The following is a 13136-nucleotide window of genomic DNA, read 5'->3' as shown; positions in this document are numbered from 1 at the left end:
AATGGACCATCACGGCCGTCTAATCAGACGCACCGGCTCTGTTGCGTAGCCGGTTGCAGGGCCCGAGGCGGAGTTGACACGTGAGTTAGTCGCGCCATCCGTCGCGGGCCGAGGCGTTGTCGGACCTGACATGACGCGCTGCCGCTGGGCGGGGCGATCGGCAGACCGTCCGGGAGGACTTCCGGGGCCGCGGTTACAGGCGGCCGCGGGCGGACCTGGTGCGGCGGGCCGTTTCCGTCGGATCGGAGTCGAGGAGGGATCGCCATTCGATGGCCTGCCGGTGGGTCGGGTTGCCGCTGAGGGTGGCCGCGTGCAGGCCGGTGGGGTCCATCAGCAGCCGTAGCTGTTGCCACTGCGCGAACGACAGCTCCAGGTACACCAGCGACGGCAGGTCGGTCAGTACGGCCAGGTCGGCCACGTCGGCGTCGGCGAGGGAGAGGCCGTGCAGGTTCGCGACGGTCCGCAGCGGCGCCAGGTCGCTCTGCGCCGCACTCTTGGTCAGGCCCAGCGAGCGCAGGGTCGGATGGCCGGCCAGTGGGGCCAGGTCCGACTCTGGGTTCAGGTGGAGATGCTCCACCGGAAGCTCCCGCAGCGGTTCGAGGTCCGCCCCGGCGGTCATCGACAGCGAACGCAGCCGGCGCAGCCCGGTGAGCTGTGCGGTGTTCACGGTGCCGTAGTACAGACGCAGGTCCTGTACGTCCCGCAGTTGCGTCAGCGGTTCGAGGTCGATCTCGCCGCCGCGCCTTTCCAGCCTGAGGTCGGGCCGCGTGAGGACCGGACGCGGCCAGCCGGCCAGTACCGCGGTGACCGACTCGGCGACGTACCCGGGGCGGGTGCTCCAGTCGACGCCTACGTTGATGACCTGGCCCGGCCGGCCGTTAGCGGCGGGTGCGAGGTCGACCACGAGAAAGTTGCCACCGGAGTCGTCGGCGATCGGAATCCACCCGGGGTGGCCGCTCGCCCGGCGGATCGTGTCGGCCGGGTCGGCGTCGAGAATGACCCGGTTCCACGCGCCCGGCCAGGAGTCCTCCGCCGGGGCCGAGGTGATCTCGTACATGGCGGTGAGTTCGGCGAGGGGGTACCGGTTCCAGCCGTCGATGGTGCCGCCGCCGTCGGCGAGCGCGTACAGAGCCCGCAGGTCCGGCGGCAACCGGTGGCCCAGTTTCGCCTCTGCGGCCGCGATCTGATCCTCGGACGCGCCGGGCGGCAGGTCCCCGCGGGCCTGGTCCAGCAGCAGCGCGACCGCACGGTCGGGATCGCCGGCGTACGTGGGGTCCCGGACGACGGGCTCGGGGTCGAGTGCTTCCGGCGGCAGGTCGCTGCGGAACACGACGGTGTAGGAGTTGCCGACACTCGATCCGCGCAGACCGAACCGGGCGACCGCGTCGAACCCGCCGTCGGCGTCGACCGTAAGGTGCACCGCGACCTGCCGGAACGTGGTCCCTTCGGCGAGCCGGCCGAACAGCTCGATCATCGGGGAAGCGATCGCGGCATGGCTCATCTCGGGGACGTAGATGCCGGTGCCATCCGCGGTGCGGTATCCCGCGCCCTCGCCGCCGTGGCCGCGGGCGACCAGGTCGACCGACAGCGTGGCCGTGCGCCAGCCGGCCGGGCCGTGCTCGAACAGGAGTCGGGCGGCGTCGCGCAGGGCGTCCGAGCCGGCGTCGCCCGGCGTGCTGTCATCCGCGGAAGCAATCATGACCGACACCGTATCTTCGCCCTCGAACCGGGCCCGCGCCGCTCCGAGTCGACCGCCGAGGCAGGCGACGGCCTCTACCCGAGCGTGTCGGGCCGGACGCCGTCGAACTGCACCTGCGCGCGTTGTCGGAAGCTTGGGGGGTGCTGACCCGGGCCTGTTAGCAGGCCGGAGGACAGCGCCACGGCGCCACAGTTGCCGCAGACCCGACGCGGCGGGGGCTACGAGCAAACACTGTCCGGGCTGGCGGGCAGCGGCAGATGTCGTGTTGACGTCCTTGGACCGCGGTGCCTCCCCACCGCCGCGAAGATTACGGCGGGAGACGGCTCTGACGATTCAAGTCGACGTGTGCCATGATCGCTTCGTGTCGCTCTGGGAGGCCATCTGGCACATTGGAGTACCGCTGGTCGCCGTCGTCGCCATGACAGTTGCTGTGTTCGTCGCATTCTCCGACCCACCCGACAAATTCTTCCGGCCGAGCGGCTGGCAGTGGGCGTGGGTGGGGCTATGGCTGATGATGGCCGGTGATGCGGCGGTCGGCAGCAACCGATCGTGGTTCGAGCGTGCCTGGAAGGGCGCCGTCGCGCTGCTCGTCGCCGTGGCCGTGATAGTCGCCGCGTGGCGCAACTACCGGTGGCGCAAGCGTGTCCGGCTTGCGGACGACTCAGCTCCACCCGTCACCCGGCCGTCCCGGTCGGACGCCTAGCCTCCCCTGCACGCCCTAACCGGCGGGAAGGTGCGGGGTGCCCGCCCCCAGGTTCAAGGGCGAGCTGTCCTCACCTGAGGCCGTCACCTGGCTGTACCGCTGCGCCCCGCCAAAGCGGGTCAGTTGAGGGCGGCCGGCCCGGCCGCGACATCCGGTCACGAACCGGCGCTGGCGGCGGGCGGCGGGCGGCGGGCGGCGTGCAAGGATGGTGGCAGGTGCGGATGCAATTGGGGCCTCGCGGCGAGACTGGACCAGGTCGCAGTTGCCAGGAGCGGGGAAGGTGCGGCATCGAAAATGGTCCCGTGATCACCTTGGAGACCGACCGGCTGACCCTCCGCGGCTGGCGAGACGACGACCTCGACGCCCTTGCGGCCATGAACGCCGATCCGGAGGTGATGCGCTACATCATGGACGGCTCCGTGCGCGATCGCCGGCAGAGCGCTGAAGGCTTGCAGAAGATGATCGCGAACTGGGAGGAGCGCGGATACGGCCTGTTCGCCGTCGAGGTTCGCGAGACCGGCTTACTGATCGGATGGGCTGGACTCACGGTGCCCGACTTCCTGCCGGAGGTGATGCCGGCCGTGGAGATTGGGTGGCGGCTCGATCGAGGGTCCTGGGGATATGGGTACGCCACAGAGGCGGCCACGGCAGCCATGCGGTTCGGCTTCCTCGACCGTGGCCTGGAGCGCATTATCAGCGTTCGCCACGTCGAGAACGTCAGGTCGGCACGGGTCATGGAGAAACTGGGACTTTCGCGCGAATTCGACACTGTCGTACCGGGGCACCATCAACCCGTCGCCGTCCATGCGATCACCCGCGGCCAGTACCGAGCCCGCTTCGGCGGCTGACCGTCCTCGTACCGGGTCAGCTTGCGGCACGGCGGCGGTAGTACCTCGCCTGGCGATCGCGGTGGGCACAGGATTCGTGGCAGTAGCGCCGACGCGGATGCCGCTGCACGAAGAACAGGCAGCAGCCTGGGCTCTCGCAGCGACGCAGCAGTCGCGCCCGGTCATCGGTGAGCAGTTCGATGCAGGCGGTGGCCAGGCCGCCGAGGAGCGCGGCGTCGCCGGTTGCGGTGCCTCGGGGACCCGCTACGAACGCTCCGGTGGGTTGCCGGACGAGTTGCGGGGACGTCGGCGCCTGCGCGGCGGCCGCGTTGACGTGCACGATCGCCGTCGCGGGTGGTGCTGCGGCGGTGACCGTCGCCGTGAAGAGGCTGTGGATGCTATCCCGCAGGCTCCTGGCCGCCGCCGTGTCGCGCGCCGGCTGAGCGTGGGCGGTGGTGAACCAGAGCACGGCCAGTTCGGTCGTGCCGAGGAAGTCCTCGTCGCCGTACAGCGTGTTGGCGAACTCCACGACCAGCGGCTCGGTGCCCAGGATCGGCAGCTCTACGTCATCCACGCGGATATCCTATGCTGACGGTAAAGAGAACGTGTTACCGTCAGCCGAATGATGACCTGGCGACACGTCACCTCGGGCGACTTCCCGCTGCTGGCGCGCTGGCTGGCGGCACCGCACGTGGCCCGCTGGTGGCACCACGAGACGTCGCTGGAGGCCGTGGAGCGTGACTTCGGGCCGTCCGCGCGCCGCGAGGAGCCAAACGAAGACCTCCTGGCATTCCTCGACGGCTCACCGCTCGGACTGTTGCAGCGCTCGTTCCTGCACGACGATCCCGAATACCTGAACGAGCTGACGCCGATCATCGCGGTGCCGTCCCGCGCAATGACGATCGATTACCTGATCGGCGATGCGGCCGACGTCGGGCGCGGCATCGGCACCCGCCTGATCCGCTCGGCGCTCGGACGGCTGTGGGCCGACCACAGGGACGCCGAGTGCGTGATCGTGGCGGTGCACGTCGACAACATCGGGTCATGGCGGGCGCTGGAGAAGGCCGGCCTGACACGCGTCGCCCACGGCGAGCTCGACCCTGACAACCCGATCGACGACCGGCGCCACCACGTCTACCGGGTGGACCGGCCCACGGATTGACGAGCGCGATCAGATCCGGATGGCCGCTTCCGGTCTGGCCGCCGCCAAGTTCACCGGTGGTGGAGTCGCTACGGTTTTCGCACCTTGCCGGCACTTCGAGGCCGCGGTATTCCATCGACAGCCGTGCAGATCCCATAGACGCGGGCGTAGGTCGTCCAGCCGTTGACGCGTCCCCGGTTGTTGCTGATCTGCACACGGCCGGTGTTGGTGTTGACCGCGGAAACGAGGTGTAGGTAGGTAGTTCCCGCGACCCGCACCAGGACGATGTCTCCGACTTCCAGCTTGGTCGGGTCGACCGGAGAGACGGTCACCAGCTGACGGCTTCGGATCAGCGGGACCATGGAAGACCCGCTCGGGCGAAACTCGACCACGCGCCCTTGAGCAACTCCTGCGGCGTGCCTGTCCAGGGCTCCCATCGACCCGAGCATCCCGCAAACGTCGACGACAGCGCTACTGGATTCTTCCGGGACCACGCGATCAGTGAAGCGGAGCGGAAACTACAGCAGCGCCCCACTCCGCAAGCACTCTGGGCGAGCACCTCCCTGCGCAGCGCCGTCACGCTGTACCGTGCAAACTGATCGTCCGAGCGCCGCTGCCGCATCCGGATACGGGTACGGATACGGACGCCGGTGGTCACCTCCGGCTGCCAAGTCCGGCTGGTTGATTGAAGTGGTGGCGAGCGAGCAGTTGTTGAGAGACCCCGCCAAGCCTCGCGGCGTCGTGGCCGCCGCAAACCTGTGGCCTGGCTACGCGGTGACGCCGTCCGGATTCGGCTGGTGTCCAGAGGCGCTGCGGCTGGAACGCCGCGTCGGCACGCTGTGCGGCAGATCCACCTCCGGCCGAGCCGCAACAACCGAGCCGGCGTACCTGCAAGCAGGCCCGTCTGCCGGACTGGCTGGCCAGCCTCGGCCGCACGCTCACCACCGCCCAGGCTCAAGCCCGCGCAATCCCGCTCCACCGCCCTGTTCCAACTCGCCACCGAACTGCCCGCCGCACTGTTGGCCCGAGCCCTCGGCATCCACATCGCCGTCGCCTGGCAATGCGCCAGCAGCGGCGACTGAACCATCTAACGCCGCCCATGTCAGCCGCCGGATGAACATTTGATTCGGAGAATCGATGCCAACCCAACACACTGGCCCTGATCGACGGGATCCTGTCGATGTCCCGGCCGGAATTCGGCTGGTTGCCTTCGACCTTGATGGCACCCTCACACGGGGACGAACGTGCATGGAAGCCATCGCCGACGCATTCGGGTTTGCTGCTCAGATGGCGGTCTGGGAACAGACGCGCACCGAACAGGAGCTCGCCGTAGCGCGCCTCGGTATGTGGGAGTACCTCCAGCATCTCAGCACCGAGGACATGGACGCGGTGCTCGCCGACGTCCCGCTGGCGCCCGGCGCGATCGAGGGCATCACCGCGCTGCGTACGGCCGGCATCGGTACGATCATCGCGTCCCTCGCACTCGCCTCGCACGTCGCCTACTTCGCCGGCCGCCTCGGCGTCGACGCGCACTTCGGCACCGAACCCGACGGCAACGGCGGATACCGTCACGTCTTCCCGACAACCAAACCCACCCTGCTCGCCGAATACGCCAACGCCCTCGACGTTTCCCCCGAACAGATCGCGGCCGTGGGTGACACCCCAGGTGACGTGCCGATGCTTCGCGCAGCCCGAATCTCGATCTACGTCGGCACCACACTGCCGGACAACTTCACCCCGACCTGGCATCTCCCCGCGGCGCGCATCGACGAGATCGCCCGCATCATCCTCGATCCCGACGGTGAAAACGTCGCGTAGGCTCACGCTGGCGGCCAGCATGGCGGTGACGCCGGTGGCAGCATGTGCGGGTGAATCCCCGGCATCCGGATTCCGGCGCCGTCGGCGAGATGCTTGAGCCGGCGGGGTGGTCTAGGCGATCCTGCGGCGGTAGGTGACCGTGGCGAAGATGTACGCGACGACGAGGACGCCGACACACCAGGCGAGGGCGATCCAGATGTCGGTGCCGACCGGCTGCTGGGTGTACAGGTCGCGGATGGTGTTGACGATGGACGTCACCGGCTGGTGCTCGGCGAAGGCGCGCACCGGGCCGGGCATCGACTCGGTGGGCACGAAGGCCGAGCTGAGGAACGGCAGGAAGATGAGCGGGTAGGAGAACCCGCTCGCACCGTCCACGGACTTCGCGGAGAGACCGGCGATGACGGCGAGCTGCCCGGCGAGCTCCTTGACGGCCTGCCACACCTCGATGCGCCCCTGGGGGTCGAGCCCGGTCGTCGGCTCGTCGAGGAAGATGACCGGCGGATTCCCGACGAGGCTCATCGCGATGTCCAGGCGACGACGCATACCACCCGAATACGTCGACACCTTCCGTGCGGCCGCGTCGGTCAGCGAGAAATCAGCCGCTTCCGTGCACGGGGCGGGGCGTAGCCACCCTCCGAGTAGTTCTGGACAAACGTTTCGACGAACTCGACCGGGTCTTCCCCGACGATCTCGCGGATCGAGGTTCCGTCCGCCGCGGCCTGCTCGAACAGGTCGGCGAGGTCCTCGAACATCGACGCGGCGCGGTCGTCGTCGGTCGGCACGAAGTGCATCAGGTACCGCTCGATCGCTTCGACCGCCGTGCGGTAGTTCGGCGGAAGTTGTCTCACGCGCGCCTTGTACTCCCGCCACCGCCGCTTGGGGCCGATCAGCTTCGCGATGAAGCCGCCCTTTTCGACATCGGACATGGTTACCTGCCTCCCTCGTGGAGCTGTTCGAGCCGTTCCGCGAGGAAGCCCCAGGTCCTCCAGAACTCTTCGAGGTGCTCCCGTCCCTGAGCATTCAGGGAATACACCTTGCGCGGCGGCCCCTTCTCGGACGGGACCTTCTCCACGTCGACGAGGCCGCGGTGCTCGATCCTGACGAGCAGTGCGTAGACCGTGCCCTTGAGCATCTCCGTCAGCTGCTTGCTCATGGACCGCCGTGGCGGGCCGGATACCGCGGCCAGCTCGCGTGACGGATTGAACGCCCACGGCCGCCAACCGGCTGGACGGCCGCCCGAACCCGTGGTCCGGGCGGCCGTCGGTGGTGTCACTCGCAGAACACCTTCACCGTGGCGTCGGGCTGGTCGATGTCGACGATGATGTCGTCGAGGTGTTCGACGAGTTCCTCGATGTGCTGCGGTTTGAGTTGGGTGAGGTCGATGGGTACGCCTGACTTGTGCAGCTCGGCGTTGGCCTTGGTGAGCGCCTGCGGCGGGATGAGGCTCGCGAGCCGAACCCCGGCGCGTAGTAGCTGGAGCGGGACCCGGATGTTGATCCGGCCGGGCCCGTCGTCGCCGACGTTGTCCTCCGAGCTCACCACCACGCGCAGGTATTTGGGTCGGGGTTTCGGGCGGACCGTCGTCCCCGGCGGCGACTCGGGCTGTTCGCGTTCGAGGGCGTCGATCAGCCGCTCGGCCTCGTCCGCGGTGACCTTGCCCTCGGCCAGCATCTGTAGGACCTGGCGACGCTCCTCGTTCATCTGTTGCTCCTTCTCATCTGACGCTTACCAGCACGGCCGTTCGGCCGTCCTCGATCTCGAACCGGGTGCCGGGCAGCGCCCACAGCAGTTGCCCGGTACCGCGTAGCGCGCCCACCGGGCTGACCCGGAAGACGACGCAGGCGACCAGTCCGGCCAGCACGGCGAGCAGCAGCAGCGGTGACAGCGCCAGCAGTACCGGCAGGACAGGGACGTACAGCCGCAGCCAGCGACCGTCGGGACGGCGATGGCGCACCGTCACCAATTGCGGGATCATCGGGTCCTCTCCAGTTCGGCCAGCGCCTCCTGGGCGGTGATCTCCCCCCGCCGCAGGCGGTCGACGACGTCGGTGCCGGTGGGTGCCGGGTCGGTGTCGACGAAGTCGAGGTGTTCGGCGATCCGGTTCAGCCGGGACTTGATCGTCGGGTAGCTCACCCCGAAAATCCGCTCCATCTCCTTGATCGAACCGTGGGACCGTACGAACGCGGCGACGAACACCTGGTCGTCGACGCTGAGCTGAGCCAACTGCGGCGGCTCGAACTGACCCTCGATCGCGACGCCGCTGCCGGCGAGGCGGACCCGCTCGACCACGAACGGCTGTCCGTGCGTCAGGTCCGTCAGTTCCTGCCATTCCACCCTCGGCCCCCTTACCTTCGGCGATGTGTCCGCCGTTCATTTGTATCTTGATTTTTTTAGTCCGTCAACGAGGCAATCTTGATTTTCTTAACTTGATCTTGAATATCCTGGACCCACGCGCCTGGCGGCCCACCCGCACGGGGCCGACCCCCGTCTTGGCCGAGAACCAGCAGGAATCGCTGGGCGAGGGCAGGATCCTGGTCCTGCCCGTGCTCCGCTTCCACACCAGGAGCGGTCAGGAGGAGGTACGCCGCCCTTGTCTCCGGACGAACGCCGAGGTCGTACGACCTGGCCGGCGACGCCCTTCGGATCCTGCCCTCCGGGCCGGGCAGGGAAGGCACCCTCTCCCCATGATCGAAAGAATCGAGGCCGACGCGCACGGACTGCGGCAGACGAGTGCGCTTCCGCGCGGTGGATGCCTCCGAACCTCAGCGGTCCGAAGCGGGCTGGTCGACTCCGTACCTACGCGGGCGAGCTGCGCGTAGCCGCCGCCGCAGAACTACCCCGACCAGAATGATCACTCCAATGGAAAGCCACGCGAGCGCGTAGACCGGCCAGTGGTACGCGATGTCCAGCATGGACCTGTCGGGGGCGACGTCGCTGCTGCTCGCGCCGAAGAAGCCCAGCAGCAGCGTCAGGGGGATCGCCAGTAACGACACAGAGGTCAGGAGCCCGGCGGGCAGCCGGTCCCGGCGCTCCTGGCGTTCACGGCTCGCCTCGACGAGGACCGAACTGCGTGCCTGGATGACCGTCCGCAGGCGTTCGACGATCCGCGAGGTGTTGGCGGTGGCAGCCTCGATGCCGAAGACCTCGTGGAACGACGCTCGGAACGAATCCATCCGCGAGTCGGGCACGAGCACGCTGTCGAGGCAGGTTTCGACGCCGAAGCTCGGGTCGAGCTGGATCTCGCCGAGTTCGGCAGCCAGCCGTGCGTGCTTCTCGCGAGCGTCCTCGATCGTGGTGATCGTGGTGATCGTGGTGACCGGGGTGTTCAGATCGTGCTCAAGCGCATGGAACGCCAGCGAGCGACCCCGGCGCAGGACGCCGAACGCAACAACGACGTTGAGAGCCACGAAGATGAGCGCGTTCTGCACGCTCGGGCTCCAACCTGCGACGACGGTAACGTGGCGGCTGTTGGCCACGTAGGCGCGGCCCTCGATGTTGAGTGCGGCGGGCAGCCGGACACCGACTTGCCCCCCGTGGCCCGAGGGCTGGGCGGCGAGGCCGTCAAGGAACGTGTTGACGGCTCCGGTGCGCCGAGCCCCGGCCTCCTTCATGATCTCCTGCGTGAGCGACTCTCCGGCGAACACCATCTGGTGGGCGTACCCGATGCGCAGCGGTGCCTCGGATCCGGCTGCCGTACGTCAACCCGACTCACGACGGCAGGGGCCCGTCCAGGGTCCTGTCCTCGACCGAGGCGGTTCAGGCACCCGCACGGGTGAACGTCAGATGGGTGACTCCGCTGGGCGAGGAGACGGCCTCGACCTGGTAGTCCTTCTCGATGCCCTCCAGCCCGTCCCAGAGGCGTACGCCTCGGCCGAGCAGGATCGGGACCACCGCGAGATGCATGTGGTCGACGAGCCCGGCAGCAAGGAAGTCGCGGATCACGGTGGGCCCTCCGCCGAGGCGTATGTCCAGGCCGCCGGCGGCCTCGCGGACCGTCTTCAGCGCCTCGACCGGCGACGCGTCGATGAAGTGGAACGTCGTGCCGCCCTCCATCTCGATCGACGGGCGCGGGTGATGGGTGAGGACGAAGACCGGTGTGTGGAACGGCGGGTTGGGACCCCACGCGCCCTTCCACTCTGGGTCCTCGTGCCATCCGGGGTGGCCGAACTTCCCCGCACCCATGATCTCGGCGCCGATCCCGGAAGCGAACTGCCGCGCGAAGGCGTCGTCGACGCCGCCGCTGCCGCCGCGCTGCCACCACCGGGTGGCGAACATCCATTCGTGCAGCCTGTCCCCGGCGTGACCGAAGTGTGCGTCGGCGCTCTGACCCTCGCCGGTGCCGAAGCCGTCGAGCGAGATGGAGAAGTTCTGGACGCGGACGACTGACATGGTTGGTACTCCTTCGGTCATCGGGGTCGTTTCTCGTAGCTGGTGCGGAAACCACGGTTGGTCGCGGCGTCCGTCATGAAGCGATGCTGGCAGTCCAATGTCATGTCGTCCAATGCCAAGTCTGCGCAGATCTCATAGATAAACTTGATCGATGCTGAACCTGACTCAGCTCAAGGTGCTGGAGGCGGTCGCCCGCCATGGATCGGTGACCGAAGCCGCGAGGGAACTGCGTTACTCGCAGCCATCGGTCAGCCACCACCTGGGGCGACTGGAAGCCGCCACCGGAGCCAAGCTCATCCAACGAGTGGGCCGCGGGATCCGGCTCACCCCCGAAGGGGAACTACTGTCGCAACGGGCGACGGAGATCCTGGGGCGACTGGACGCCGCATCGGTCGAGTTGGCCGCGCGCGTGGGACTTCGGGCCGGGCGGGTACGACTTGCCGGTTTCCAAACGGTCCTCAGTACCCTGGTACCGAAGGCCGCCGCCGCGCTGTCCCGGTCCCACCCTGGAATCGAGCTGAACATCGTCGATGCCCATCCGGTCGAGGGCCTGCAGATGCTGCGGTCGGGACACGTGGACATCGCCTTGATCTTCCGGAATGCCGACACTCCGCCGGACGAGGCGGAAGGATTCCGACTCACCCACCTGCTGGACGACCCCCTCTACCTCGTCAGTGACCAACCCCGTCAGCGTCTCGAAGACCACCGTGACTCCGCCTGGGTCGGCGGCTGCGAACGCTGTCGAGCCGCCACCACCAACGCATGCGAGCGCGCCGGCTTCTCACCACGCATCGCCTACTTCTGCGACGACACGGTCATCACCCAGGCGTTGGTGGCCGCCGGAATGGGTGTCGCGATCGTCAACGGACTCGCGTTACGTGCGCACCGGGCGCCGGGGGTCCACGCCACACAACTCACCGAGAGCCCTCGCCAGATCTATGCCGCCACCTACGGCGACCCGCCAGACCCACCCGCCACCACCGCGCTGATCGAGATCCTGGCATCACTGCCATGACGCTCCGCATCCCGAGCTACGACCGGACGCCGCAACCTCGTGTGGAGCACGTCGAGAGGCAGGAGTCCTTCGGGTTAGGCTCGGCGCGGGTTCCTGACCTCGGGGAGTTGCCGATGCGCGTTACCGCCTGGCTCCGGTCACCGTCCATCCGCGGGCGCCTGTTGGTCGCCGCTGTGCTGGTCGGCTGCTTCGTCTGGGCGATGGTCATCCTGGGGCTCTCGTTCGCGATGGTGGAGCACGGCGGCGGACAGTGGTGGGTGATCCCGCTCTTCGGCGCGTTCGTGCTGGCGATCGCGGTGCTGGCCGTCCGTCGGGTGCCCGCGGCCCCGTCCAGGGCCGACGCGGCGCCGGCAGATCTGTCCGTACCCGTCGCCGCAGCCCAGAATCCGCCGCCGGTCGCGGTGCAGCCCGCGGTGCAGCGCAAGCCCACCGAGACGCTCAGCTCGCGCGAACTGGAGGTGCTGCACCACCTGGCGGCCGGCCGCACCAACGCCGAGATCGCCAAGGTGCTCTTCGTCGCGCCCGGCACGGTGAAGGCGCACCTCAACCACATCTTCCGCAAACTCGAGGCGGCGAGCCGCCTGCAGGCCGTCGCGCACGCCCGCGAGGCCGGTCTGCTCGACTAAACCCGGTTTAAACCACCGGTAGACCGTTCGGCAGATGCCCTGCCCGGGGGTCCTTCCTAGCGTCCGGGGGCATGAAGCAGCGTATTGATCGGATCGTGCCGCTCGCCCTCGTCGCGGTGTTCACGGTCGTGGTGCAAGGTCTGTCCCTGATGGAGTTCCTCCCGCTGCCGGCCGCACTGCTGATCGGAGCCGGATGGGCGGTCCTCATCGGGCTCGCCGCGCGCTGGGCCGGCCGCAGGCCGGCGCTGGGCGCCTGGGCGGAGGATGGCCTCGTCGCGCTGGGCTGCGTAACCATGGCACTGTTCGCGTTCGGCGGCGCCGTCGGGCTGATGATGCTGGGCGCCGCGCTGGATAGCTCCTCGATCACCGGCGAGACGATGGTGACGATGTTCCTGCCGAGCATTCCCATCGCGATCGCGGCGAACGTCCCCACCGAACTCGTCATCATCCCGGGTCTGCTGGTCCTCGGATGGCGTCCCGGCATCCGCCGGATCCTCTTCGTCACCGCGGCCGCGCTCTACTTCGTTCACCGGATCTGGACCTACCTCGTGTTCGCCCCCGACCGCCTGGACTTCGCCGCGGCGGAGCGGTCCACGGCGGTGATGACCGCGGCGGAAAAGGCTCAGTTCGCCGCGGCGCTGCACGTCGACGACCCTCGGTGGATCCTCAACCTGTTGATTTTCGCGGTCTTCCTGCTCTCGGCGTTCTTCTCCCGGACAGGGGAGGTCAACAGCCTCATCGCTGCCGCGCCCACCGCCCTACCCGACCGACGTTGAATGCGCCGAGCCGGCCACCGTCCAGGTGTTCCGGGACGAGCGGGCACCTGGGAGCCGCGTCGAGTGGCTCAGCCGAAGGGCGGACCGGGTGGGCGGCTCCGGCCACCAATGGACGATGTGGACAGGTCGGTGCTGTCCGTGG

The 13136-nt window shown here is 68.4% G+C and carries 17 protein-coding genes and 2 pseudogenes; 7 read left to right on the top strand and 12 right to left on the bottom strand.

Features of this window, described 5'->3' with window-relative positions; genetic code table 11:
* Positions 1-193 precede the first annotated feature (193 nt).
* On the bottom strand, positions 194-1699 hold the full coding sequence (locus tag ACFP2T_RS38610; RefSeq protein ID WP_377431130.1) for an SMI1/KNR4 family protein: 1506 nt from the start codon (positions 1697-1699) through the stop codon (positions 194-196).
* A gap of 361 nt (positions 1700-2060) precedes the next feature.
* Between ACFP2T_RS38610 and ACFP2T_RS38605 the strand changes: the two genes are divergently transcribed.
* Together ACFP2T_RS38605 and ACFP2T_RS38600 are read left to right on the top strand one after the other, a co-directional pair.
* Positions 2061-2402, top strand: a complete 342-nt coding sequence (locus tag ACFP2T_RS38605; RefSeq protein ID WP_377431127.1) for a hypothetical protein — start codon at positions 2061-2063, stop codon at positions 2400-2402.
* Positions 2403-2704: 302 nt separating this feature from the next.
* Positions 2705-3250 (top strand): GNAT family N-acetyltransferase, encoded by a 546-nt coding sequence (locus ACFP2T_RS38600; RefSeq protein WP_377431124.1) that lies wholly within the window; start codon positions 2705-2707, stop codon positions 3248-3250.
* Positions 3251-3266: 16 nt separating this feature from the next.
* Here the strand turns inward: ACFP2T_RS38600 and ACFP2T_RS38595 are convergent, their stop codons facing one another.
* Entirely contained in the window at positions 3267-3803 is a 537-nt protein-coding gene (locus tag ACFP2T_RS38595; protein WP_377431122.1) for a CGNR zinc finger domain-containing protein, read from the bottom strand.
* A 48-nt stretch (positions 3804-3851) separates the two neighbouring features.
* Here ACFP2T_RS38595 and ACFP2T_RS38590 point away from each other — a divergent pair, with 48 nt between their 5' ends.
* Positions 3852-4391: a GNAT family N-acetyltransferase gene (locus ACFP2T_RS38590; protein ID WP_377431120.1), complete on the top strand. Its 540-nt coding sequence runs from the start codon at positions 3852-3854 to the stop codon at positions 4389-4391.
* 68 nt (positions 4392-4459) lie between these two features.
* Here ACFP2T_RS38590 and ACFP2T_RS38585 read toward each other — a convergent pair whose 3' ends face one another.
* Positions 4460-4807 carry a hypothetical protein gene (locus tag ACFP2T_RS38585; protein ID WP_377431118.1) on the bottom strand — a complete coding sequence of 116 codons (348 nt, stop codon included), beginning with the start codon at positions 4805-4807 and terminating at the stop codon, positions 4460-4462.
* Positions 4808-5507: 700 nt separating this feature from the next.
* Here ACFP2T_RS38585 and ACFP2T_RS38580 point away from each other — a divergent pair.
* Complete coding sequence (locus ACFP2T_RS38580; RefSeq protein ID WP_377431116.1) at positions 5508-6188, top strand: HAD family hydrolase; 681 nt, start codon at positions 5508-5510, stop codon at positions 6186-6188.
* A gap of 111 nt (positions 6189-6299) precedes the next feature.
* On the opposite strand, the pseudogene ACFP2T_RS38575 reads toward ACFP2T_RS38580, so the two are convergent.
* The 9 genes and pseudogenes from ACFP2T_RS38575 to ACFP2T_RS38535 all read right to left on the bottom strand — a co-directional run.
* Positions 6300-6596 (bottom strand): annotated as a pseudogene (locus ACFP2T_RS38575) (ABC transporter permease); the annotation flags it as partial.
* A pseudogene (locus tag ACFP2T_RS38570) lies at positions 6597-6782 on the bottom strand (ATP-binding cassette domain-containing protein); the annotation flags it as partial.
* On the bottom strand, positions 6773-7114 hold the full coding sequence (locus ACFP2T_RS38565) for a DUF1048 domain-containing protein (RefSeq protein ID WP_377431114.1): 342 nt from the start codon (positions 7112-7114) through the stop codon (positions 6773-6775). The gene ACFP2T_RS38565 and the pseudogene ACFP2T_RS38570, both read right to left, overlap by 10 nt.
* A gap of 2 nt (positions 7115-7116) precedes the next feature.
* The gene (locus tag ACFP2T_RS38560; protein ID WP_377431112.1) at positions 7117-7341 is read right to left on the bottom strand and encodes a PadR family transcriptional regulator; all 225 of its coding nucleotides are present in this window, start codon (positions 7339-7341) and stop codon (positions 7117-7119) included.
* Between the two features lie 116 nt (positions 7342-7457).
* A complete protein-coding gene (locus tag ACFP2T_RS38555) occupies positions 7458-7889 on the bottom strand; it encodes an SHOCT-like domain-containing protein (protein WP_377431109.1) in 432 nt (143 codons plus the stop codon).
* Between the two features lie 13 nt (positions 7890-7902).
* Positions 7903-8163: a hypothetical protein gene (locus tag ACFP2T_RS38550; protein WP_377431106.1), complete on the bottom strand. Its 261-nt coding sequence runs from the start codon at positions 8161-8163 to the stop codon at positions 7903-7905.
* Entirely contained in the window at positions 8160-8522 is a 363-nt protein-coding gene (locus ACFP2T_RS38545) for a DUF2089 domain-containing protein (RefSeq protein ID WP_377431104.1), read from the bottom strand. The genes ACFP2T_RS38550 and ACFP2T_RS38545 overlap by 4 nt, the downstream gene beginning before the upstream one ends.
* Positions 8523-8950: 428 nt before the next feature.
* Positions 8951-9835 (bottom strand): hypothetical protein, encoded by an 885-nt coding sequence (locus ACFP2T_RS38540; RefSeq protein ID WP_377431102.1) that lies wholly within the window; start codon positions 9833-9835, stop codon positions 8951-8953.
* Between the two features lie 109 nt (positions 9836-9944).
* Complete coding sequence (locus ACFP2T_RS38535) at positions 9945-10577, bottom strand: dihydrofolate reductase family protein (protein ID WP_377431099.1); 633 nt, start codon at positions 10575-10577, stop codon at positions 9945-9947.
* 151 nt (positions 10578-10728) lie between these two features.
* On the opposite strand from ACFP2T_RS38535, the gene ACFP2T_RS38530 reads away from it, so the two are divergent.
* The 3 genes from ACFP2T_RS38530 (at position 10729) to ACFP2T_RS38520 (ending at position 12994) form a co-directional block, all read left to right on the top strand.
* Positions 10729-11592 (top strand): LysR family transcriptional regulator, encoded by an 864-nt coding sequence (locus ACFP2T_RS38530; protein ID WP_377431097.1) that lies wholly within the window; start codon positions 10729-10731, stop codon positions 11590-11592.
* A 113-nt stretch (positions 11593-11705) separates the two neighbouring features.
* Positions 11706-12218 carry a helix-turn-helix transcriptional regulator gene (locus tag ACFP2T_RS38525; protein ID WP_377431095.1) on the top strand — a complete coding sequence of 171 codons (513 nt, stop codon included), beginning with the start codon at positions 11706-11708 and terminating at the stop codon, positions 12216-12218.
* A gap of 71 nt (positions 12219-12289) precedes the next feature.
* On the top strand, positions 12290-12994 hold the full coding sequence (locus ACFP2T_RS38520; protein WP_377431092.1) for a hypothetical protein: 705 nt from the start codon (positions 12290-12292) through the stop codon (positions 12992-12994).
* Positions 12995-13136 lie beyond the last annotated feature (142 nt).

Origin of the sequence: Plantactinospora solaniradicis (assembly GCF_042658085.1) — a bacterium.
GTDB lineage: Bacteria > Actinomycetota > Actinomycetes > Mycobacteriales > Micromonosporaceae > Plantactinospora > Plantactinospora solaniradicis.
The sequence above is the reverse complement of the archived record's forward strand: the minus strand, read 5'-3'. Positions and strand labels throughout refer to the sequence as shown.